General features: G+C 68.7%; 18 protein-coding genes. 9 read left to right on the plus strand and 9 right to left on the minus strand.

The window, feature by feature from the left end:
- Nucleotide 1: 1 nt before the first annotated feature.
- On the minus strand, nucleotides 2-1,669 hold the full coding sequence (gene argS / locus ACFWCK_RS11050) for an arginine--tRNA ligase (protein ID WP_378805837.1): 1,668 nt from the start codon (nucleotides 1,667-1,669) through the stop codon (nucleotides 2-4).
- Nucleotides 1,666-2,736 carry an N-acetylglucosamine kinase gene (locus ACFWCK_RS11055; RefSeq protein ID WP_378805838.1) on the minus strand — a complete coding sequence of 357 codons (1,071 nt, stop codon included), beginning with the start codon at nucleotides 2,734-2,736 and terminating at the stop codon, nucleotides 1,666-1,668. Before ACFWCK_RS11055 ends, argS begins: the two co-directional genes overlap by 4 nt.
- A 75-nt stretch (nucleotides 2,737-2,811) precedes the next feature.
- Here ACFWCK_RS11055 and ACFWCK_RS11060 point away from each other — a divergent pair, with 75 nt between their 5' ends.
- The 6 genes from ACFWCK_RS11060 (at nucleotide 2,812) to ACFWCK_RS11085 (ending at nucleotide 9,329) form a co-directional block, all read left to right on the plus strand.
- Nucleotides 2,812-3,789 carry a MurR/RpiR family transcriptional regulator gene (locus ACFWCK_RS11060; protein ID WP_378805839.1) on the plus strand — a complete coding sequence of 326 codons (978 nt, stop codon included), beginning with the start codon at nucleotides 2,812-2,814 and terminating at the stop codon, nucleotides 3,787-3,789.
- Nucleotides 3,786-4,538 carry a sugar isomerase domain-containing protein gene (locus ACFWCK_RS11065; protein WP_233310677.1) on the plus strand — a complete coding sequence of 251 codons (753 nt, stop codon included), beginning with the start codon at nucleotides 3,786-3,788 and terminating at the stop codon, nucleotides 4,536-4,538. Before ACFWCK_RS11060 ends, ACFWCK_RS11065 begins: the two co-directional genes overlap by 4 nt.
- Nucleotides 4,539-4,591: 53 nt before the next feature.
- Nucleotides 4,592-6,010, plus strand: coding sequence for an N-acetylglucosamine/diacetylchitobiose ABC transporter substrate-binding protein (gene ngcE / locus ACFWCK_RS11070; protein WP_233310676.1), 1,419 nt, complete (start codon nucleotides 4,592-4,594; stop codon nucleotides 6,008-6,010).
- Nucleotides 6,010-7,032, plus strand: a complete 1,023-nt coding sequence (locus tag ACFWCK_RS11075) for a carbohydrate ABC transporter permease (RefSeq protein ID WP_378805841.1) — start codon at nucleotides 6,010-6,012, stop codon at nucleotides 7,030-7,032. The genes ngcE and ACFWCK_RS11075 overlap by 1 nt, the downstream gene beginning before the upstream one ends.
- Nucleotides 7,029-7,931, plus strand: coding sequence for a carbohydrate ABC transporter permease (locus ACFWCK_RS11080; RefSeq protein ID WP_233310674.1), 903 nt, complete (start codon nucleotides 7,029-7,031; stop codon nucleotides 7,929-7,931). Before ACFWCK_RS11075 ends, ACFWCK_RS11080 begins: the two co-directional genes overlap by 4 nt.
- A 114-nt stretch (nucleotides 7,932-8,045) precedes the next feature.
- Nucleotides 8,046-9,329, plus strand: coding sequence for an alpha-L-fucosidase (locus ACFWCK_RS11085; protein ID WP_378805842.1), 1,284 nt, complete (start codon nucleotides 8,046-8,048; stop codon nucleotides 9,327-9,329).
- A gap of 30 nt (nucleotides 9,330-9,359) precedes the next feature.
- Here ACFWCK_RS11085 and ACFWCK_RS11090 read toward each other — a convergent pair whose 3' ends face one another.
- The 7 genes from ACFWCK_RS11090 to ACFWCK_RS11120 all read right to left on the minus strand — a co-directional run bounded on the left by ACFWCK_RS11090 (nucleotide 9,360) and on the right by ACFWCK_RS11120 (nucleotide 20,060).
- Complete coding sequence (locus tag ACFWCK_RS11090) at nucleotides 9,360-10,568, minus strand: Gfo/Idh/MocA family protein (protein WP_378805843.1); 1,209 nt, start codon at nucleotides 10,566-10,568, stop codon at nucleotides 9,360-9,362.
- 69 nt (nucleotides 10,569-10,637) lie between these two features.
- Nucleotides 10,638-12,809 (minus strand): hypothetical protein, encoded by a 2,172-nt coding sequence (locus ACFWCK_RS11095; RefSeq protein ID WP_378805844.1) that lies wholly within the window; start codon nucleotides 12,807-12,809, stop codon nucleotides 10,638-10,640.
- A gap of 95 nt (nucleotides 12,810-12,904) precedes the next feature.
- Complete coding sequence (locus tag ACFWCK_RS11100) at nucleotides 12,905-14,293, minus strand: alpha-L-fucosidase (RefSeq protein WP_378805845.1); 1,389 nt, start codon at nucleotides 14,291-14,293, stop codon at nucleotides 12,905-12,907.
- Entirely contained in the window at nucleotides 14,290-16,284 is a 1,995-nt protein-coding gene (locus ACFWCK_RS11105; protein ID WP_378805846.1) for a DUF2264 domain-containing protein, read from the minus strand. The genes ACFWCK_RS11100 and ACFWCK_RS11105 overlap by 4 nt, the downstream gene beginning before the upstream one ends.
- Before the next feature lie 80 nt (nucleotides 16,285-16,364).
- Nucleotides 16,365-18,026 carry an extracellular solute-binding protein gene (locus ACFWCK_RS11110; protein WP_378805847.1) on the minus strand — a complete coding sequence of 554 codons (1,662 nt, stop codon included), beginning with the start codon at nucleotides 18,024-18,026 and terminating at the stop codon, nucleotides 16,365-16,367.
- Nucleotides 18,027-18,073: 47 nt separating this feature from the next.
- Complete coding sequence (locus ACFWCK_RS11115; protein WP_267920698.1) at nucleotides 18,074-18,931, minus strand: carbohydrate ABC transporter permease; 858 nt, start codon at nucleotides 18,929-18,931, stop codon at nucleotides 18,074-18,076.
- Between the two features lie 82 nt (nucleotides 18,932-19,013).
- A complete protein-coding gene (locus ACFWCK_RS11120) occupies nucleotides 19,014-20,060 on the minus strand; it encodes a sugar ABC transporter permease (RefSeq protein ID WP_233310666.1) in 1,047 nt (348 codons plus the stop codon).
- 204 nt (nucleotides 20,061-20,264) lie between these two features.
- Between ACFWCK_RS11120 and ACFWCK_RS11125 the strand changes: the two genes are divergently transcribed.
- From ACFWCK_RS11125 to ACFWCK_RS11135, 3 genes are all read left to right on the plus strand, one after another.
- A complete protein-coding gene (locus tag ACFWCK_RS11125) occupies nucleotides 20,265-21,308 on the plus strand; it encodes a hydroxyacid dehydrogenase (RefSeq protein WP_378805848.1) in 1,044 nt (347 codons plus the stop codon).
- 56 nt (nucleotides 21,309-21,364) lie between these two features.
- Complete coding sequence (locus ACFWCK_RS11130; RefSeq protein ID WP_378805849.1) at nucleotides 21,365-22,468, plus strand: LacI family DNA-binding transcriptional regulator; 1,104 nt, start codon at nucleotides 21,365-21,367, stop codon at nucleotides 22,466-22,468.
- A gap of 219 nt (nucleotides 22,469-22,687) precedes the next feature.
- Nucleotides 22,688-23,335, plus strand: a complete 648-nt coding sequence (locus ACFWCK_RS11135; RefSeq protein ID WP_378805850.1) for a hypothetical protein — start codon at nucleotides 22,688-22,690, stop codon at nucleotides 23,333-23,335.
- Nucleotides 23,336-23,360: the final 25 nt, after the last annotated feature.

A 23,360-nucleotide genomic window follows, 5' to 3' on the forward strand; every position in this document is an offset into this window, starting at 1 on the left:
GTCACATCCGCTCCGGCGCGGACACCCCGAGCAGGTCGAGGCCGTTGCGCAGCACCTGACCCGTGGCGTCGTTCAGCCACAGGCGGGTGCGGTGCACGTCCTCGATGGGGTCCTCGCCCTGCGGGATCACTCGGCAGTTGTCGTACCAGCGGTGGTACAGACCCGCGAGCTCCTCGAGATAGCGCGCGACGCGGTGCGGCTCGCGCACCTCGGCGGCGAACGCCACGATCCGGGGGAACTCCTGCAGCGCGCCCAGCAGTGCGGACTCGGTCTCGTGCGTGAGCAGCTCGGGCGCGAACGCCGAACGGTCCACGCCGGAGTCGGCGGCGTTGCGGGCGACGTTGTGCGTGCGCGCGTGCGCGTACTGCACGTAGAACACCGGGTTGTCGTTCGTGCGCTTCTGCAGCAGCTCCGGATCCAGGGAGAGCGGAGAGTCGGCCGGCGAGCGCTCGAGCGAGTACCGGAGCGCGTCGGTGCCGAGCCACTCGCGCAGGTCGTCCATCTCGATGATGTTGCCCGCGCGCTTGCTGAGCCTCGCGCCTCCCACGGAGACGAGCTGCCCGATGAGCACCTCGACGTCCTTCTCCGGGTCGTCGCCCGCGGCGCCCGCGAGCGCCTTCAGACGGTGCACGTATCCGTGGTGGTCGGCGCCGAGCAGGTAGATCTTGTGCTCGAAACCGCGATCGCCCTTGTTCAGGTAGTACGCGGCGTCCGCGGCGAAGTACGTGTACTCGCCGTTGGAACGGCGGATCACGCGGTCCTTGTCGTCGCCGAAGTCGGTCGTGCGCACCCACACCGCGTCGTCCTGGTCGAACACGTGCCCCTGCGCGCGCAGCCGGTCCACGGCCTCGTCCACGAGGCTCGGGGCTCCGCCCTCGCCCGCGGCATGCAGGATCCGCTCGGAGAACCAGACGTCGAACACGACGTTGAACTTCGCGAGCGAGTCCTGCTGCTCGGCCAGCTGGTACTGATAGCCGAGCTCGCGGGCGACGACGAGCTGCACCTCGGGATCGAGCGCGAGGAAATCGGGGCGATCGGCGAGCACGCGCTGGGCGATGTCGGCGATGTAGCTGCCCGCGTAGCCGCCTTCCGGAGTCGGCTCCCCCTTCGCCGACGCGACGATGGATCCGGCGAACCGCTCCATCTGCGCGCCCGCGTCGTTGATGTAGAACTCGCGGGCCACGTTCGCACCGCTCGCATCGAGCAGGCGCGCGATCGCGTCGCCGAGAGCGGCCCAGCGCGTGTGCCCGATGTGCAGCGGCCCCGTCGGGTTCGCCGAGACGAACTCGACGTTGATCGAGCGTCCCGCCTGCGAGTCGTTGCGCCCATACGCCTCGCCCGCATCGACGATCACCTTGGCGAGGGCGCCGGCTGCGCCTGCCTCGAGACGGACGTTGAGGAAGCCGGGCCCCGCGACCGAGGCCTCGGCGATGCCGTCCACGGCACCGAGGCCGTCGGCGATCTGCTGCGCGAGCTCGCGCGGATTCGTGCCGAGCTGCTTCGCGAGGCGCATGGCGACGTTGGTCGCCCAGTCGCCGTGCTCCCGGTTGCGCGGGCGCTCCAGGACGATGTCTCCTGCGGTGAGCGTGAGGGGCTCGCCAGGTCGTCGCTCGTCCGCGATCGGCGCGAGGACGGACAGGATCGCGGTGGCGAGGGCTTCGGGATTCATAGGGTATCGATTCTAGGGCGTGCCGCCGCGGAGACCGCCGTGCCAGAGGCAGGAGCAGCCACGACGGCGCCGGCGCGCATCGCCTCGCCGATCCCCGCCCGCACCCGCGCGAGCGTGTCCTCGTCGACCTCGACCCCCGCATGCCGCAGCGCGAGCATGGTCGCCCCGGCGGCGCCGCTGTCCACGAGCGTGAACGGCTGCTCGCCGAAGCACTCCGCGACGTGCGCGCGCAGCATCTGCTGCGGCTCCCCCGACCGCAGCACGATGCTCCCGCCGACCACGACGGGCCCCGGCGCGGTCTGCACGAGGCCGATCGTGCGCACCAGCTGCTCGCCCGCGTCGCGCAGGATCGCCTCGGCGACCGGATCGTGCTCCTCCGCGGCGTCGAACACGAGCGGAGCGAAGGCCGCCAGCTGCACGGGCCGCTGCCCGTACAGCACCCGGACCAGCTGCTCCAGGGCGGACGGCCGTCCATCGATGCCGCGGCCGTGGGCGCCGTCACCTGCGATGCCGGCCGCCTGCAGCACCCGCGCCGTGAGCGCGCTCTCCGGCCCGAGGCCGTCCAGCTCCGCCACCGCGGCCGCCGCCGCGCCACGACCGATCCAGAAGCCGCTCCCCCGGTCGCCGAGCAGCCAGCCCAGTCCGTCCGCCGTCGCGACGATGCGGCCGCCCTCCACGCGCACGGCGCTCGCGCCCGTGCCGCACACCACGCCGTAGCCGATGGGGGCGACGGCACCGCTCGCGTACATCGCCAGAAGATCCGACTCGAACCAGAGCTCGCCCGAGAAACCGTCTTCCTTCAGCGGATCGAGAATCCAGTCCGACGTGCCGCCGCGCGCATCATGACCGGCCATCGCGACGACGATCCCCGACACCGCGGACAAGCTCGCACCACCCGCGGCGAGGGCCATCGCGATCGCACCTCGGACCTCGGCAAGAGCGGCAGGAAGGCCAGATGAAGTGGGGTTTCCACTGCCGCCGCGGCCGAAGCCCACGACGCGGCCCTCGCCTGTCGCGAGCACCGCCCTGGTGGACGTCCCACCCGCGTCCACACCGATCACGAGCATGTTGCACCCCAATTTGTTATCTGTCCTACTTGATTTTTCACCCGGGACCTGATGAGAATGTTTTTCACCCGAACCATGTCGATCCACGACGCGTTTTCACCGGAGGCAATGGTGCCACTCATGCAGGACGTCGGCAACGAGTTGTCGATCACGCAGCGAATCTCGCTGCGGCGTCCGGCGATGCCGAAGGCCATGGCGAAGATCGCCGACGTGATCTCGACGCACCCGACGGCACCGGTTGAGCTGACCATCACCGAGCTCGCCGACCAGGCCGGCACCTCGGCCGCCACCGTCACCCGCTTCTGCCGCGCGATCGGCTTCGAGGGCTACACGCAGTTCCGCGTCGGCGTCGCCGCCGAGTCGGGACGGGGCGACGCCGGCACCACCTGGCGCACCGACATCGCCGACGACATCGGCCAGGACGACCCGGCCGACCGCGTGCTGCTCACCCTCCTCGGACTGCACACCCGCAGCATGGAGGTCACGACGAGCCTGCTGGACCTCGACGACGTCCAGCTCGTCGCGCGCGCGATCGCCGAGGCACGGCACGTCGACATCTACGGTGTCGGGGGCAGCGGCGTCATCGCCGACGAGTTCCGCGGCCGGCTCTACCGGATCGGCGTGAACGCGCACTCCTGGTCCGACGTGCATGACGGGCTCACCAGTGCGGTGCTGCAGGACGGATCCTCCGTCGCTGTCGGCATCTCCAACACCGGCCGCACCGAGGAGACCATCGAGATGCTCTCGCACGCACGTGCCGCCGGAGCCCTCACCGTCGCCATCACGACCGATGCCGACTCCTGGCTCGCCTCCAGCGCCGATGTGGCCCTGATCACCGCCTCCGAGAACCCGGCTCAGCGCCCCGACGACCTCTCCATCAAGCACGCGCAGCTGCTCGTGGTCGACCTGCTCTACGTCCTCGTGGCGCAGCGCACGCTCGGCGAGGCCGCGACCCGCCTCGCCGCCAGCGCGATGGCCGTCTCCGCGCACCGCCGTTCCTCCGCTCCCCACGAAGAGCCCCGCCCCCACCGAACGAAGGAGTCCACCCGATGAGCGCCTCCCCCCTGGACCTGCTCCGCGAAGCCGAGACGCGCCTCGAGCGCCTCGCCGCCGACGCGGAGAGCGGCGCGCTGGACCCCGCGATCGACCTTCTGGTCGCGGCGCTGCGCGACGGCGGCGTCATCCAGGCATTCGGCACGGGGCACTCCGAGGCCTTCGCGATGGAGATCGCGGGGCGCGCGGGCGGGCTCATCCCGACCAACCGCATCGCCCTGCGCGACATCGTGCTGCACGGCGAGCGCACCGCCGACGTGCTGACCGGTTCCCTCGAGCGCGAGCCCTGGGTGGTCGATGAGCTCATGGCGGTCTCCCCCGTGACCGGGAACGACGTCTTCGTGATCGCCTCGAACTCCGGCGTGAACGGATCCATCGTCGGGGTCGCGCTCTGGGCGAAGGAGCACGGCCACAAGGTCATCGCGGTGACCAGCCTCGAGCACACCGCCCGCGTCGAGCCGAAGCACCCGAGCGGCAAGCGGCTCAGCGAGATCGCCGACGTCGTGATCGACAACCTCGCCCCGTACGGCGATTCCACGCTGCAGGTCACCGAGACCATCTCCGCAGGCGCGATCTCCTCGATCACCGCCGCGTTCATCGCCCAGTTGCTCACGCTGGGCGTCGCCCGCACACTCGCCGACGCCGGCGAGGTGCCTCCGATGTACATCTCCGCGAACATCCCCGGCGGAGACGAGCACAACTCCGCGCTCGAAGCGCGCTACCTCGAGCGGCTCCGCCGCGGCGCCTGAGCGCCCCACCGACTCATCCTCTCCCTCACCCACACTAGGAAGGCAAGAATCACATGGAAACCAAAGACGCTTCCATCAGCCGGCGCTCGCTGCTGCGCGGGGCTGCTCTCGCAGCGGTCATGGTGCCGCTCGGCGTCAGCCTGGCGTCCTGCGCGGCCCCGGGCGGCGGTGGCGGCGGCGGCGCAGCCGGCGGCACGAAGTCGGCCGACAACCCGTTCGGCGTCGCGGCGAACTCCAAGGTCGACGCGGTGATCTTCGACGGCGGCTACGGCGTGGACTACGTCGAGAACGCGGCGAAGATCATGGACGGCAACAAGAAGCTCGGCGGCGTGAGCGTCAAGGTCTCGGCCTCGACGAAGATCGCCCAGGAGCTGCAGCCGCGCTTCGTCGGCGGCAACCCGCCGGACCTCATCGACAACTCGGGCGCCAACCAGATCGGCTGGAACACGATCCTCGACCAGCTCGAGACGCTCGACGACATCCTGGACTCGAACAACCTCGAGGGCACCAAGATCAGCGACACGCTCTACGGCGGCGTCAAGGATCCCGGCACCTTCAACGGCAAGTTCGTGGCGCTCAACTACGTCATGACGGTCTACGGCATCTGGTACTCCGACAAGCTCTTCAAGGACAACGGCTTCACCGTCCCGACCAGCTGGCAGGACCTCAAGGCGCTCGGCGAGGCTGCGAAGGCGAAGGGCAAGTACCTGTTCGTCTGGGGCAAGGAGGCGGCGACGTACTACCAGACGCTCGTCGTGGACTCGGCGGTCATCCAGGGCGGCGACGACGTGCGCCTCCCGCTGGAGAACCTCAAGGCCGACGCCTGGTCGAACCCGATCATCCAGAACATCCTGACGATCTTCTACGACCTCATCCAGGCCGGCTACATGAAGCCGGGCGGCGCGGGCACGCAGTTCACCCAGGCGCAGTCGCAGTGGAGCCTCGACGAGGCCGCTCTGCTCTACCCCTCGGGCTCGTGGATCGAGAACGAGATGAAGAAGCAGACGGCGGACGGCTTCACCATGAAGGGCATCGGCGAGCTCCCGCTCGACGACAAGCAGACCACCCCCAAGGGCACGCTGCGCGCCGAGGCCGGCGAGCCGTTCATCGTCCCGTCGAAGGCGAAGAACCCCGCGGGCGGCAAGGAGCTGCTGCGCACGATGCTGTCGAAGGAATCCGCCACCGCGTTCGCCAAGAACAAGCTGGCGCCGACCATCGTCAAGGGCATCGTCCCCGACGACGGCTTCGGTTCCACCGCTCTGGTGTCGCAGAAGGAGCTCCTCGACAAGGCGGGCGACAACGTCTTCACGATCAAGGCGTTCGGCCTGTACGGCATGAACTCCGACCAGCTGCCGATCTGGAACTCGTTCCTCGACGGCAAGATGACGGTCGCCGAGATCACCAAGGCGCTGCAGGACCTCACCGACAAGATCCGCAACGACAGCTCCATCACCAAGATCGAGATCAAGTAATGACCATCAGCAGTCCGGATCTCGACGGTGGACTCGACACCGCCGCCGTGACTGCTGCTCGCGCGGGGGGCCGCAAGGCCCCCCGCCTCGGGCAGCGCCGGCTGACCTTCGACTACGTGTCGTTCCTGCTGGTCTTCCTCGTGCTGCCGGTGGCACTGTTCCTCGTGTTCGTGATCTCGCCGTTCATCCAGGCGCTCTACTACGCGATGACCAACTGGACCGGCTTCTCGCCGAACATGAGCTTCATCGGACTGAACAACTTCGTGAAGTTGTTCCAGGATCCGACGTTCCTGCAGGCCATGGCGAACAACGCCCTCCTTGCTGTCGTCGTGCCGCTGATCACGATCACCGTCGCCCTCGTCTTCGCGAGCATGGTGACCGTCGGCGGACCCTCCAGCGGTCAGGTGCGCGGACTCAAGGGATCCAGCTTCTACCGCGTGGTGTCGTTCTTCCCGTACGTCATCCCCGCGATCGTCATCGCGATCCTGTGGAGCATGATCTACCAGCCGTCCAACGGTCTTCTGAACGGCATCCTGCGCGGCCTCGGCATGACCGACATGATCTCGTGGCTCGGCGACGAGCGCACGGCCATGGGCTCGACCATCTTCGTGATCGTGTGGAGCATGGTCGGCTTCTACATGGTGCTGTTCATCGCCGCGATCAAGGGGATCCCCGCGGAGACCCTGGAAGCCGCGCGCATCGACGGCGCAGGCCGGTTCCGCACGGTGGTCTCGATCCTGTTGCCGCAGATGCGCGACAACGTGCAGACGGCCTACATCTACCTGGGGATCATGGCTCTGGACGCCTTCGTCTACATGGCCGGCCTGAACGCCTCCGGCGGCCCGAACAACAGCACCCTGGTGATGAGCCAGTATCTGTTCCGCACCGCATTCGAGAAGGGCCAGTTCGGTCTGGCCACCGCCATGGGCGTCGTGCTCGCCGCGGTCACACTGATCTTCGCCGGTCTCGTGATCGGCGTGTTCCGTCTCATCGGCGGCAAGGATGAAGGGGGACGCGCATGAGCCTCGACACACGTGCGGCGGTGACGGTCGACAAAAAGGCGGCCAAGGCCATCCGGGGTCCCAAGTCGACCACGAGCGACAAGGTGGTGGGCGGCATCTCGCACGTGGTGCTCACGATCTGGGCGATCATCGTGGTCCTGCCGATGCTGTGGACGCTGCTCGGCTCGTTCAAGACGACGAAGGAGATCTTCAAGTCCCCCTTCGGACTCCCGGCGAACTGGAACTTCGACAACTACGTCAACGCGTGGGTGAAGAACAACTTCGGGCCGATGTTCCTGAACACGGTCATCGTGGTGGGCTGCGCGCTGATCCTGGTGATGCTGCTCGGCGCGATGTGCGCCTACGTCCTCGCCCGGTTCTCCATCCCGGGCAGCCGGGTGATCTACTACCTGATGCTGGCCGGACTCACCTTCCCGGTGTTCCTCGCCATCGTCCCCCTGTTCTTCATCCTTCAGGGCATGGGTCTGCTGAACACGCTGCCGGGTCTGATCATCACGTACGTCGCGTTCGCGCTGCCGTTCACGGTGTTCTTCCTGTTCTCGTTCTTCAAGTCGCTGCCTTATGAGATCCAGGAGGCCGCGTACGTGGACGGGGCGAGCGAATGGCGCACGTTCTTCCAGGTCATGCTGCCGATGGCGAAGCCGGGTCTGGCCGCGGTGGCGATCATGAACTTCCTCGGGCTGTGGAACCAGTTCCTGCTGCCGATCTCGCTGAACACGAACCGCGACAACTACGTGCTGTCGCAGGGTATGGCCGCGTTCGCGTCGTCGGCCGGCTATCAGGTCGACTTCGGCGCCCTGTTCGCCGCGGTGATCATCACGATCGTCCCGGTGCTGTTCGTGTACATCCTCTTCCAGCGCCAGCTGCAGGGATCCGTGTCGCAGGGCACCTCGAAGTAAGCACGTCCACGGGGCGGATGGGTCCTCAGGATCCATCCGCCCTCTCACGGCCCGGCGGCCAGGAGAACGCGTTCACCCGCGTCGCACCGTTCCGGGCACACCTTCTGGAGCGCGATGTCGATCTCCGCGGAAACCGCTGCGCATCACCCGACTCCCCTGCAGCTGCGCTGGCAGCGGAGCGGCGTCGGGGTCTTCCTGCATTTCGGCCTTAACACGTTCGCCGGCGTCGAATGGAGTGACGGCACACTGCCCGCTGCGAGCTTCGATCCGCGCCTCCTCGATGCGCGGCAATGGGTGGCCGCAGCGAAGACCGCGGGCGCCGGGTACGTCGTGCTGACGGCCAAGCATCATGACGGCTTCTGCCTGTGGCCCACATCCACCACCGACTACTCCGTCGCTTCCAGCCCCTGGCGGGACGGCACCGGCGACGTCGTCCGCGAGCTCGCCGATGCCTGCACCGAAGCGGGAATGGGCCTCGGGATCTACCTCTCGCCCTGGGACCGTCACGAGCCGCGCTACTCGGATCCCGCCGCCTATGACGACTTCTACTGCGCTCAGCTCACCGAGCTGTGCACGCAGTACGGCGACCTGGTCGAAGTCTGGTTCGACGGTGCAGGATCGGCCGGCCGGAGTTACGACTGGGAGCGGATCGTCGAGATCGTCCGCACCCATCAGCCCGAAGCGGTGATCTTCAACATGGGCGACCCCGACATCCGCTGGATCGGCAACGAGGACGGCCTCGCCGCGGATCCCGTCGAGTACGTCGTCGACGTGACGCGCAACGACGTGCACACGGACGAGGAGCTCGGCTTCGGTGATCGCTATCTGCCTCCCGAGTGCGACGTCTCGCTGCGACACGGCTGGTTCTGGCATCCCGACGACGCCCCGAAGAGCCTGGAGCACCTGCTGGCGATCCACTACCGCTCCGTCGGGCTGGGCGCCAACCTCCTGCTGAACGTCCCCCCGAATCGTGACGGCCTGATCGACGATGCCGACCTGGCCCGGCTGCGGGAGTACGCCGACGAGCGGCAACGCCGCTTCGGAGCGCCGCTGCCCGCTGGCCTCACGCCGCTGGCGCCCGGTCGCTGGCGAGCCGATTTCGGCGCCGACGTCCGCATCGATCACCTCGAGCTCGTCGAAGAGCTCGAGAACGGTCAGCGCGTCGCCGCGCACCGCGTCGTGGCCTCCGGGGTGGAGGTCTGCGCAGGCCGGACCGTCGGCGCCGGCCGGCTGCACGCCTTCCCCGCGCGCACCCTCCGCACGGTCGAGATCGAGACGACCGGCCCAGAGCCGGTGCTCTCGTCCGTGCGCGGATTTCGGACCGGGACCGAGAGCATCCCGGTCCCACCGCCCGTCGAGGAGTATCGCGCGGCCGACGGCGACATGATCCTCATGTGACCGCCGACGCGCGCGGACTCGCATCCGGGGTCAGGGTCTCGACGGCTGATGGTCGGTGAAGTACTGCCGCACCTCGTCTGCGATGACCGGGATCTGCTGCGGCCGGGATCCGGATCGGATGGAGAGGGCGCCGGCGATCCCGGCCGCGACGGCGTCGCGGGCGGCGAGCGGGTTCGTGTCGGTCGGGGTGCCGTTGCGCACGAACGCGACGAACTCCCCCACGGTGAGCGGATCCGCCCCGCCGTGCCCGCCATCGCCGCCGTCCTCGATCGGGTAGCGGACATGCCCCTTCTCGAGATAGTCACTGCGCGCGTTCCACACCCGGATCTCGCCGCCGGTGCCGTCGTCGAAGTTCTCGATCCGCCCCTCCGTGCCGATCACCGTGTAGTTGCGCCAGTAGTCCGGGGTGAAGTGGCACTGCTGGTAGCTCATCAACACCCCGGAGTCGGTGCGCATCATGATCATCGAGATGTCCTCGACATCGATCACCGGATTCAGATCCTGCTGCGCCAGCGGCGGCCAGTTCTCCGTCGAGAACCAGTCCCCCATCCTCCGGTCCGAGTTGTCCCGACGCGATTCCACCTGCCCGTACACGGCCAGGTCCCCGACGCCCACCACGGTGCGCGACGACGTGCCGGCGAGCCAGTGCATCACATCGATGTCGTGCGCGCCCTTCTGCAGCAGCAGGCTCATCGCTTTGTCGCGCTCGGCGTGCCAGTCCTTGAAGTAGTAGTCCCCGCCGTGCCCGACGAAGTGCCGGCACCAGATCGCCTTGACCTCGCCGATCTCGCCCCGGTCGATGACGTCCTTCATCATCCGCACGACCCGCATGTGCCGCATGTTGTGCCCCACGTAGAGCTTCGACCCGGTGCGGTAGGCGGTCTCCAGGATCCGGTCCGCATCCTCGATCGAGATCGCGAGCGGCTTCTCCAGGTAGACGGGGACGCCGCCCTCGAGAAGCTCGACCGAGATGTCGGCATGGGTGAAGTCGGGCGTCGTGACGAAGGCGCCGTCGAGGGCGATGTCCGAGGCGAGCAGCTGCGCCACGGAGGCGAACACCGGGATGTCGCCGAACAGCCGGGCCGCGCGCGCATGGGTCTGCGGGGCCGGATCCACGGCGGCGACCACGCGACCGCCGGTCGCCTCGACGTGACGTGCGACGGATGCCCTGGCTCCGACGCCGATCACCGCGGCACGGAAACCACTGGTTTGCTGCGGGTTCTGGTCCTGCTGGTTCATGCTGTCCTTCCGAGATGGATCGTGACGAGGCCGGGCCGAGAGGATTCCCCCGGCCCGGCCGATGGGGCGCTATCGCACCGTGAGGGTGACGTACTGCGAGGCGTCGCCCGGTGCCTGCTGCTCAAGCCGCATCCGGTCGTCCACGTACTGCAGGGCCAGCCCGCTGTTGCGGTTGACGAGGCGGTACGTCGTGGAGCCGTCCAGCGAGGTGCCGCTCGTGGCGACGCGCTGCAGGTACCACTGGTCGCTGCCGCCCGGCGTTCCGAGGCTCGTCGGGCTCAGCGGTGCGGCGTCGGCCTCCTGCGCCGCGACCGTGACGACGGCGTCGACGGCGCGCTTCTCCGCGGGAGTGCTGCCGGACACCTGCAGCGTGTTGCCGGTGGACGGATCGACGAGGCGGTAGAAGCCGCTGTTGTCGCCGGCGGTCGAACGCGGGTCCTTCACCGGGACGAGTTTCCACGTCGAGGCGCTGGTCGCCTTGCCGTTGCCGCCGTCCAGGCCGGGACCGTGGTTCGCGGTGACCGCCTTGCCGCCCACGCGCAGGACATAGGACGAGTCCTGGCTGACCGCCGCGCCCGAGGTGTCCTGCGGGGTGTACTCGGCGCTGACCAGGGCCTCGCCGCTGCCCGGCTGCTGCGCGATGTCGACCACCTTTCCGTTCAGGTCGGAGATCGTCAGGAACGACCGGCCGGTGACGTTCTGGTTCGTCAGACTGCCGTTGTCGAGCGACGTCAGATACCCGCCGTTCGAGCCCGCAGGCATGAGTCCGACGACCCTCCACGAGTTCGGGTCGCCCAGATCGGCGGTCTCGTAGACGTTGCCGTCGTAGCCGACGATCCGGTACAGGCCGGAGAACGCGTTGTACGAGATGGCCGACTCGTTGTTCGCCGCCGGCTGGTAGATGAACTTCGAGACCGGGTCCTGGTAGAACGCACTGTTCGTGATCAGGTCGACGGTGGCGGCGACGCCCGTCTTCGGATCCGTCTGGGTCACGTAGATGCCGCCGGTGACGACCTTGACGCCGTTCTCGTACTTGTCATCGACGGCCTTGATCTCCACATTCATGCCGGTCGCGGGGTCGGTGTACGCGATCGCACGGTCGGGCGCGCTCTTGCCCGTCGCGTCATCGACGATCGTGTGCGCGAGGGTGTTGGCCGTGAACGTGGCGCCGGTGCCGTCGGCGAGGGCGATCAGGTGATCGGACTTGACGGTGTTGCCCTGGTAGGAGGCCGAGGCGTTCGCGCCGGATCCGTTCCAGGCGATCCGATCGGTGGCCGGGTCGTACGAGACGTTCAGCCCGCCGACGGAGTTGACGTTGCCGTCGATTCCGCCGACGCCCGGCTGCGACCAGGAGCCGTCGTACCACTTCTGCCACGTGCCGCTGGCCATCCCGTCGCTGATCGGCGAGCGGGCCATCTCGGTCCAGCTGGCGAGGGTCGACGAACCGGGCTTCTTGTAGATCTTCACGTTGTACGTGATGTAGAAGTAGCCGGTCGAGTAGTCGATGAACAGTCGACACCCGGAGTTCCCGAACGGGTAGGACTGACCGGGCGAGGCGGCGCTGTCGATGACCTGATCGTCATCCCACGCCGAAGTGAGCGCCGGCCCCTTGTACTGCCATGTGGAGCCCTTGTCCTCGGACGTCGCGATCAGGATCCGGTTGTTGTGGTGTGCGCTGGTGATCTTCTCCGCGACGGTCGCATTCGCCCCCTTGGTCTGCCACGGATCGAACTGGAACTCGTCGTTGAGCAGGGCGTGCCACACTCCCTGCGGATCCACCCAGACGCCGATGACGTCGCAATGGTCGTCCTGCTGCGGCGACGGGATCGGGAAGGTCGCATCCTTGTCGAGCTGATAGCAGATCGTGTTCGGATCCGCATAGTAGGCGGGCGCCTGGTTCAGCTGCGTCGACGATCCGATGCCGGCGGTGACGGCACCCATGTCGGTGTTCGTGAACGTGCGCGCCCAGTGGTGCGCCGGGTTCGAGTCGTAGGGGGCGTCGGCGTTCGTCCAGTGGAACTGGCCGTCCTTGTCGACGAACGCGGATCCGGCGATGTCGCTCAGCAGCGATCCGCTGATCTTCCCCGTCCCGGCCGCGGTGTACTGCGGCGGCGCGATCGCGGTGTCGGCCTGCGCGACGGCCGGCGCAGCGAGGGCCGCGACGGCCCCCATCGCGAGCGCGGGCGCCAGCCGTCGCCAGCGCACTTTGCTTTGCGCGGTGCGGTGTTGTTTCATGGTCATGCCCTTTCCTTTTCCTCTTCGAAGCGGAGGGTGTGGGTGTGTCCTTCCCGTTCCCGACGTCGCAAGCGCGGAACGGGAAGGCGCCCGCTCATGAATCACACGAGCGCGACGTCAGGGTTGGGCTCGCGCAGGCCGCTCTCCCGGTCTGCGGGCGCGGTCTCGAGGGCGAGCACGGTCGGCATCCCCGCGGGGGCGGGGGCCGGGATCTGGACGGTGTGCGGGTCCAACGGGGTGAACGGCAGGGCGCTGCCGTCGGCGAGCGCGCGCACGGCGCGCAGCGCGACGCCGGAGGGCAGCGCGACCGTGAGGATGCCGGAGACGGGGATGCGCGTGACGATGGCGTGCACGACACCGGCAGAGCCTTCCGGTGCCGTCGCCGTCAGCGGGGTCGTGTAGAAGCCCCAGCCGGGGTAGTCCCACTCCTCGGCGGGGCCGCTGTCGTGCAGAGCCTCCCCGTTCACCGCCATCCAGGCGCCGACCTCGTCGGCGAGAGCGACCTCGACGGGTGCGAGCGACCCGTCGCCACGCGGCCCGAAGTTCAGCAGGAGGTTGCCGCCCAGGCTGACGGTCTGGGCGAGCTGCTCGACGATCTGCGCCGCGGTCTTGCGCCCCCGCTCGGCCCAGGCCGAGTCGTGGAAGCCCCAGCTCGCCTGGGTCAGAGTGGCGCAGGCCTCCCAGTCGTGCACGCTGACGGAACGGTCCCAGGGCGCGGGCAGCCAGCGCTCGTAGCCGCTCTCGTAGTCGCCCATGAGCGCGCCGTTGGAGTCGAAGTGCCGCGCACCCCGATCGTCGGCGCGCAGGCGGCTGTTCACGATCGCACCGGGGATCCGCTCCTTGAGGAGTCGCTCGATCTCGTGCGTCCAGCGGCCGTTCGCCTTCACGGACTCGTCCCACGTGCCGTCGAACCAGAACCCGCGCACCTGGGGGTATCGCTCCGACAGCTCGAGCAGCTGGTTCGTCGCGAAGTCCAGATAGCGGTCGAACGCCACGCGGTCGTCGTCGGACTCGATGGCGTACCGCCAGTCGGGGTGATGCCAGTCCAGCACCGAGTAGTAGAGATGCGTGGCGAGTCCCTCGGCCCGGTATGCGTCCAGGATCTCGCCGAGCACGTCGCGCCCCGACGGAGTGGCGGCGACGGTGAAGTCGGAGTACGCACTCGGCCACAGGCAGAAGCCGTCGTGGTGCTTGGTCGTGACCGTGACGTAGCGCGCCCCCATGCGCTTGGCCGTGCGGGCCCATGCCGCCGGGTCGAAGCCCTCGAGCGTGAAGTCCCCGGCGAGCGCGGCCCAGTCCTCCCGGCTCACGTTCGCCGACTGCATGAGGAACTCGGCGGCGAACTCGATCGTGCGCCCCTGCCATGTGCCGGCGGGGATCGCGTACAGCCCCCAGTGCACGAACTGCCCGAACCGGTCGGCGCGGAACGCCCGCATCGCCGGATCCTGCCGCCGTCCCGCCGGTCCCGCACCGTAGCGCAGCGCGATCATCGGGCCTCTCCCCTCGGTCCGGTGAGGCCGGGGTGCTCGTCCCACGGGACGAACGTGGCCAGGTCGAACTCCGAGGTCGTGCCGGACGCCCAGTCCAGGCGCACGCGTGAGCCGTCGACGTCGACCCGCACCCTGTCCCGCCAGCGCTGCGGATCCACGGTGCCGCCGCGTTCGAGCACGTGCAGCGTGACGACGACCGTGCGGCCCGAGCCGGTGCGGCCCAGGAGCGCCGGGGTCGCGGAGTGGGCTCCCATCGCGTTCGCCTCGGAATAGCTGAACACGCGAGCGCGCGACAGGCCGGCGGCGACGTCCACGCCTCCGTCGGCATCGGCCGGTTCCTCCCAGCCGAGGAGCCCGACGACCGCGGCGAGCAGGCCGTCGCCGCCGCGCACCCAGGCGCCGTCCTCGACGACGCCGTACTCGAGCTCGGCGTCGTCCGCGATCGCCCAGCCGCCCTCGCGCATCGCCCATGGCCGGTCGGTCTGCACGAGGTGCGCACGCACTTCCGCCGTGCCGTCGCCCGCGGTCACCGTCGTCACCGCGGTACCGGGAAGCGCGCGCCGGTGCAGCTGGGGCACGTGCACGGATCCGGCCAGATCTCCCTCGACGCGAGTGGCGCGCAGGGAGCTGCGCCTGCTGCCGGCGCCCTCGTCGTCGAGCAGCGCGAGGTGCGAGTCGATCCCATCGACCCAGGCCGGCCCCGTGCCCGGCGCGGTGTGGGTCGAGTACGCGAACTTCGCATAGTGCGGGTCGTCCCGGTCCTCGTCCTCGCCGACCGGAAGCGTCGCATGGTCCGACCCGTGGTTCGCCATCCGCACGATCCCGTCCGAGGCTCCGCGGAGCACCCACCCCACCGGCTCGATCGGGCGGGTAAACGGCCCGTGATCGGAGGGCTGGGCCTCTTCGACAGCGGTCCAGACGGGCGCCGTCGCGGGCTGTGCGAGCCCGAGGAATCCGATTCCCGCCAGGTACGGGGAGCCGAACCCGCTGTAGTCCTGGCACATCGGTTCGAACTCTCCGTACCACCCGAGGGTGAGCGGGCCCTCGGCGCTGACGCCCTTCGCGGTGAAGCGCGAGAGCACTCCCGATGCGATGCGGCGGGTCTGGCCGGGGCTGAGCGCACTGGCCCCCGATGCGTCCGCGCACCACAGCGCCGCCAGTGCGGCCGTGCGGTAGGTCAGCGAGCGCCCTTGATGCAGGAGCGAGCCGTCCGCGGCGACCATGTGCGCCTGCGACGCGGTGAAGTCGTGGAGGCGCTCGAGATACCGTTGGCCTTCCGGCGTGTGCTCGGCGCCGGTCATGCGGTACCAGCCCCAGAGGTAGGGATGGATCGCCCACGCGTTGTAGTAGTCGATCGCATGCTCGGGCCCGTCGGTGTACCAGCCGTCGCCGAGATACCAGCTCTCCACCCGCGCCACGTTGCGCGCCGCGTGCAGTCCACGCACGTCCTCGTCGACGGCGCGCAGGAAGCCCTCCGCCATCGCGGGGAACAGCTGCCAGTTGTTCTGCCACACCTCGCAGCGGGCATGGTGGCGCAGCCAGTCCGCGATCTGGAGCTGCTCCGGCCGGGTCAGACCCGACCAGAGCCGGTCACGGCTGATGTGCAGCGAGAACGCGATGTTCGCCGCCTCGACGATCGAGTTCGTGATCCCGGTCAAGGGCAGCCGGCAGCTGACGCCGCGGGGCCACTCCTCCTCGCCGCCCGGCCGTGTGCCGGCGAGCAGCGCGCGCGAGTAGTACTCGAGGTGTTCCTGGACCGCCGCTTCCCCGGCGTCCGCGGCTCCCGCGATCCTCGGCGCGGCGAGCAGGAACGACCGGCCCACGGCCTCCATCCCTTCGCGCCGGACGCCGTCACCGGTGATCCGTCCTGGCAGGCGCGGCAGGGCGCCCTCCGGGCTGGCGTGGCGGCGCACCTGGCCCAGCCAGTCGTCCGCCACCGCCTCCCACTGCGCCCTGCCCCAGCCCGTGAACGGGGAGAGGACCGGATCCATCGCGATTCTCGTCGAGATGTCTTCCCTCACGGTTCCCTCTCCCCCGCTGCCCTCTCCCGCGTCCACGGATCCGCTGCGACTCAGGCGCTCGGGGACGGGCTGGCCGTCGCGCCGCTCAGCGCCTTCTGGAACTCGGCACGGATGGCGTCTCCGCCCGCGCTCTTCCACGTCGAGATCGCGCCCTTCACATCGTCCAGCGAACCACGCCCTGCGATGAAGTTGGTCACCGCATCCGAGACGGGCTTGGCGATCGTGAGCCCCTGCTTCGCGTTGGTCGGGCTGAACAGACCCATCGTCGGATCCGCGACGCCGATGGGGACGAGCTTCGCGTACGCGTCGTGCAGCACCTTGATGGCATCGGGGAACTGCGGCGAGTACAGCGTGTTGGGGCCCGCGGCCAGGTACTTCCACGGCACGGCCGTGTTCAAGGCCGCCGCCGGGGTCGGGATCGGGTTGCCCTTACCGTCGCGGGCGTAGTCGGTGCCCTCGGCACCGTAGTTCATGAGGAGGTACTCCTCGCTGCCGAACGGCGCGGCGAGGAAGTTCGCGACCTGCAGCACCTGCTTGATGTGGTCCACGCTGCCCTTCTTCACCATGGTCCAGGCGAAGTCGATGTTGTCCAGCCACACCGTGGCCTTCCCGCCCGTGGCGCTGAACGGGATGAACGGGGCGACCTTGTTAGCAGGGTTCGCGGCAGGGACGGTCTGCTGGTAACCGCCCGGCTTGCCGAACGCCGGCAGTCCGTCGTAGATCTGCGCGACCTGGCCCGAGATGAACGCGTTCGACATCTGCGATTTGGTCCAGCCCTCGCTGCCGGGCGCGAAGCAGCCGGCGGCGTAGAGCTTCTGCACGAAGCTGACCATCTCCAGGTACTCCGGCGTCTCGATGTCCTTCACGAGCTTGCCGCTCTTCATCGTCCAGTTGTACGGCACGTGGAAGATGTGCTCGAACGGGATCAGGCCGAATTTGGTGCTGCCCAGCGCCCATCGGTTCGCTCCGGTGAGCTGCTTGGCGAGAGCGAGGTAGTCGTCGGCGTTCTTGATCGTCGAGGTGTCCGTGACACCGGCGGCCTCGAAGAACGTCTGGTTGATGAACCCGGATCCGCCGGTCATGCCGCGCGGGATCGGGATGCCGTAGAGCTTGCCGTTCTGCACGGTCGGCTTCCAGAACGCCTGCGGGATGTTCGCCAGGTTCGGGTAGTCCTTGGACTTGTCGCCCGCGAGGAACGGGGTGAGGTCCTGGCAGGCGGACTCCAGGAAGCCGATGATGTCGGCGATGGCCGCACCGTCGTTGAGCATCAGGTCGGGCATGTCACCGCCGGCGATCACGGTGTTGAGCTTGGTGTCGTAGTCGTCGCTGGAGACGGCGGTGATGTCCACTGTGCCGCCGAGGCGCTTGTTGATCTCCTGCCAGGCCGGGTTCGAGGCGGTCGGCGTGGGCGGCGGGCCGAAGATGTTCGTGATCGCGGTGATCTTCTGCCCCTTGAGGAACGGCGCCGGCACCGAGCGGAACGGCTTGGCCGGATAGTTGAAGAAGGCCGCGGGGACGCCCTCCGCGGTTCCGGCGAGATCCGGCGTGGCGCCGTTCAGGGGGATGTACTTCGGCAGCACCGAGGCCGAGGCGGCGGAGGCGTTGAGCGCGCCCTTCGTGCCGCATCCGGCGAGCGAGCCCGCGGTGACGACGCCGAGGACGCTGAGGGCGGCGAAGGACAGGAAGGTCCGCCGGTTCGTTTCGAGAGCCACGATGGGCTCCTTTCTGTGCAGGGTGGATCGATCGGGTGGAGCGGGCTTCAGCCCTTGACGGCGCCGGTGAGGACGCCCTTGGTGAAGTACTTCTGCAGGAACGGGTAGACGAGCAGGATCGGGATGACGCTGATCACGACGACGGCCATCTGGATCGCCTGGGACGGCGCGGAGATCTCGCCGACCGAGGCCGTGTCGAGCGGCGACCCCAGCAGCACGTACTGGCGCAGGATCATCGACAACGGCCACATGTCGCTGTTCAGGTAGAGCATCGCGTTGAAGAACGCGTTCCAGTAGGCCACCGCGTAGAACAGGCCGACCACGGCCAGCACGCCCTTGGACAGCGGCAGCACGATCTTGACGAGGATCCGGAAGTCGCCGGCGCCGTCGATCCGCGCCGCCTCGAAGAGCTCCTGCGGCAGCCCCATGAAGAACGAGCGGACGACCACGAGGTTGAACGCGGAGATCAGGGTGGGCAGCACCAGCGCCGCGTAGCTGCCGAGCAGACCGAGCTGCTTGACCATGAGGAAGCTCGGGATGATGCCGGGGGTGAACAGCATGGTGAACAGGGCCGTCAGCAGGATGAACTTGCCGAATGCGAGATCGCGACGGGAGAGCCCGTAGGCCATGCCGACGGTCGCGGCGAGCGAGCACAGCGTGCCGATCACGGTGATGAGCATGCTGCGCACGAGCGCGGAGGTCACGATGCCGCCGGAGAAGATCGTCTCGTAGGCGGCGAACGTCGGGTGCAGCGGGAAGAGCACCAGGCCGTTGGCGTTCGCGATGTCGGTGCTGTCCGAGAGGCTGGTCGAGATCACCGTGAGGAACGGATAGATCGTCGCCGCGCAGATCAGCGTGACCACCACGACCTTGCCCGTGATGCCGAGACGGCTGGGCTTCTCCATCCAGGCCGGCCGCGCCGAGTCCGTACTGCGGCTCCTGCGTCGGGTACGGGGCATGACGACCGCCCTGGTCGTCAGCTGCACGTCACTTGCCACTGGAGTACACCCCTTCCTGGCCGAACAGATGAGCGACCTTGTTGGCGCCGAGCACGAGCGCGAGGCCCACGACGCCCTTCACGAGACCCACGGCCGCGGCCGGGCCCCATTGCCCGTTCTGGATGCCGTGGTAGTAGACCCAGGTGTCGAGCACCTCACCGGCACCCGCGCCGACGTTGTCGCGCTGCAGCACGATCTGCTCGAAGCCGACCGAGAGGATGCTGCCCAGATTCAGGATCAGGAGCAGGATGATCACCGGCATGATCCCGGGGATGGTGATCGTCTTCATGCGCTGCCAGGGGCCGGCGCCGTCCACGGCCGCGGCCTCGTACAGCTCCTGGTCGATGTTCATGAGGGCCGCGAGGAAGATGATCGTTCCCCAGCCGGCGTCCTTCCATGCGGACTGGATGGAGACCAGGAATGGGAAGAACCACGGCGTGGTCATCGCCTCGAAGGGCTGCAGCCCCAGCGCCTGCATGAGATGCGGCACCACGCCGGTGGCGCCGAGCACCTGACCGAAGATCGACACGATGATCACCCAGCCGAGGAAGTGCGGCAGGTAGACGACGCTCTGCACGAACTTGCGGATCCGGTTGGACATGATGCTGTTCAGCAGCAGGGCCAGCACGATCGGGATCGGGAAGAACAGCACGAGCTGCAGGCCGGTGATCACCAGGGTGTTGCGCAATGCCTGCCAGAACGTCGGATCCGCGAAGATCTTCACGAAGTTGTCGAAGCCGACCCAGGCGCTGTCGATGAAGCCGAGGTACGGCTGGTAGTCCTCGAAGGCGACGATGTTGCCCGGCAGCGGCAGCCAGTGGAACACCACGAAGTACAGGAATCCCGGCGCGATCAGCAGGAGCATCACCTTGTCGCGCTTGATGCGCTCCCAGAGACTGCGCTTGCGGTGCACCGGGACGCCGACGGCGGCGGCACGGCGACGCGCCTTCGAGGCCGACCTCGGGGACTGCCGGTCCGCTGCGCCATCGACCGGAGTCGTCGTGCTCTGCACGAGCGGCTCGCTGTAACTGCTCATCTTCGACCTCGACCTGCGACGGGGAAACTTCATCGGTTCTCCGCAAGAGCTAGAAAGCGCTTGCTGTGCTGCGAACGTACCCGACGGATCTACGAGTGTCAACGCTGCACCTCGATTTCACTGAAACATTGAATTTGAAGGGATTCACACGCTCCGGTTTCGCATCAGGCTGGACGGAACGCATAGTATGCGCTTACTATCTGGATGCAGAACGAAAGGATCACCGTGGATCACAAGCCCTCGACCGCCCGCCCCGCCGCCGTGGTCGTCATGGCGGAGGACTCCTTCTTGGAGGTGTTCACCGCCGAGGCCCTGACCCGGTTGCGGGACACGGTGCAGATCGTGGGGCCGCTTCCGATCACGGACTTCACCGCCCCCGCGGCCCTGGATGCACTGCAAGGGGCCCGCGTCATGCTGACGGGCTGGGGCGCGCCGCGTATCGATGCACGCGTGCTCGATCTCGCCCCCCGGCTCGAAGCGGTGGTGCACACCGCCGGCACCGTGAAGACGTTCCTCGACGCCGAGGCGTTCGCGCGGGGCATCCGGGTGAGCACGGCGGCGGCGGCCAATGCCACACCGGTGGCGGAGTTCACGCTCGCGGCGATCGTGTTCGGACTCAAGCGCGCGAGCCGCTTCGCACATCAGCTGCGCACCACTCGCCGGCATCGCACCGTCGACGGCATCCCCCCGATCGGGACGAACGGCGTCACGATCGGAATCCTGGGCGCCTCCAGGGTCGGGCGCGAGGTCATCGCACTGCTGTCCCGGCTGGATGCGCGGATCCTCGTCTGCGATCCCTATCTGTCCACCGAGGAGGCCGCGCGACTCGGCGTGGAAGCCGTCTCCCTCGCCGAGATGTGCCGCCGCAGCGACGTGCTCACGCTGCACGCCCCGAGCACGCCGGACACACGCAGGATCATCGGCGCGCAGGAGCTCTCGCTGCTGCACGACGGCGCCCTCATCGTGAACACGGCCCGTGGTGCCCTCATCGACACGGACGCGCTGTCCGCGGAGCTCGTGAGCGGACGCCTCGACGCGTATCTCGACGTGACGGATCCGGAGCCGCTGCCGGCGGATTCGCCGCTGTACGCCCTGCCGAACGTGGTGGTCACGCCGCACATCGCGGGCGCGCTGGGCAATGAGATCCACCGGCTGGGCGACTCGGCCGTGCGCGAGGTAGAGCAGTACGTTGGTCGAGGGATCCTCGCGCATGAGCTCCGCGCCGACGAGCTGGCGTACACCGCCTGATCCGAGAAGGACACGACGTGAGGAAGCGGGCCGCCGGCCCACGAACGGAGGATGGGATGACGACACAGGACGACCGCGCCACGGTGGGCACCGCGCACACCGTGACCATGTCCGATGTCGCCGAGCGGGCGGGTGTCTCCTCGGCCACCGTCTCCCGTGTGCTCAACGGCAACTATCCGGTCGCGCAGGCCACGCGGGACACCGTGAACCGAGCCATCGAAGACCTCGGCTACACGGCGAACGCGCACGCCAGGGCGCTGGCGAGCTCGGCGACGCACAGCGTCGGCATCATCGTGAACGACCTGGTCGACCCCTTCTTCTCCTACATCGTGCGCGGCGTCGAGCAGGAGGCCTCCACCACGGGCCGGCTCTGCATCGTCGCCGCCTCGCAGGGCGACGTCGATCGTGAGATCGAGCTCATCGATCGCATGATCAGTCAGCGCACGGACGCCGTGATCGTCGTCGGCGGGGGCTACGACGACCCCCGCGCCCGACGCCGGATGGCGGAGCGCGCGCGGACGCTGGCGGGCATCGGGTCGACGCTCGTGCTGTGCGGCCGCCCCTCGGTGGGAGAGCAGGCGCCCACCAAGATCGTCGGCTATGACAACGAGGGCGGGGCCTTCGCGGTGACCCAGCATCTGATCGCCCAGGGCCATCGCCGGATCCTCTACCTCGGCGGCCCGATCGGGCTCTCCACGAGCGTCGCACGGCTGGCGGGCTTCCGCCGGGCCATGCAGTCGCACGGCTACGACGTGCCCCCCGAGCTCGTGCACCAGGGGGCGTTCGGACGTCGATTCGGGCACGCGACCATGGGAGACATCCTCGATGCGAACCCGGGGATCACTGCGGTGTTCGCAGCGAACGACCTCGTCGCGGCCGGCGCGCTGGACGCGATGACCGCGCGCGGCGTGCGCGTGCCCGAGGACATCTCGCTCGTCGGCTACGACGACATCCCGCAGTCCAGCGAGCTCACCCCCAAGCTCACCACCGTGCACGTGCCGCTCGAGGACATGGGTCGCGAGAGCGTCCGCCTCGCCCTGAGCCGCACCGACGACGCCTTCGGCCGTCACGCCGACGGCGAGATCATCGTGGGAACGCGCCTCGTCGAGCGCGAGTCCGTCGCCCCGCCCCGCGCGACACCGTGGGCGCCCGGGCGCTGACGCCGGCGCACCCGATCGCATCGGCATCGCGACACGACGAAGGGCCGCCCAGTCGGGCGGCCCTTCGTCGGAATACGTGCCCCCGACAGGAATCGAACCTGCGACCTACGGTACCAACGTCCGGAGGTTGATCCCCCGTCGCGGCGGCCGTGACCGCGCCACGCTGGCCCCTGTCGTCAGCCTCACCGAGCGCCGCGCGCTCCGGGCGGTGAACGACTAATGGCCACCATCATCGACTGCGGCGACGGTTCCTTCATCGCCGGCGACCCGCCCGCCGAGCTCGGCCTTGGCCAGCACTGGTGCCCGTCCTGCGACGGGTCCGGCCTCGAGTACGGCTTCGACTTCGACGAGCTGCAGATCTGCTTCGGGTGTCACGGCGCGTGCGTCGTCGACTGCACCGACACCGCATGCCCCGTGCACTCCACCCTGCACCCCCAGACCCACACGACCACACCGGAGGACATCATGAACACGACCACCACCCGCGACGACCTGCATGCCCGCGAGGACGCGGCCTGGGCCGCTCTCACGGCCGCCAGCGACCGGCAGCACGCGGCATACCTCGCGCTCGTCGTCGTGAACGACGACAGCCCGCAGGCGATCGAGTACGCCGCCGCGACCCGCGACGCTCAGGCAGCGCTCGCTGCCTACGAGGCCGCACGCCACGCCCGCACCGCGTCCGAGGGCGCACCGTGCCCGAACAGCGACCACGACGGCGCCGAGGTGCCGGCGGAGCGTCGGATCCGTGCCACCCACCCCGAAGCGGACGGCGTCGACGAGCTCCGGTGCGCGTACTGCGCCGAGGGCGTCGTCGCGCGCCTGCTCCGCTCCGGCTACACCGTGACGGTCGACCCCATCACGGCATAGCGGATCAGAGCGTCAACGACCGTTG

This window comes from Microbacterium sp. NPDC060117 (assembly GCF_042729315.1).
In the GTDB taxonomy this organism is placed as follows: Bacteria; Actinomycetota; Actinomycetes; order Actinomycetales; family Microbacteriaceae; genus Microbacterium.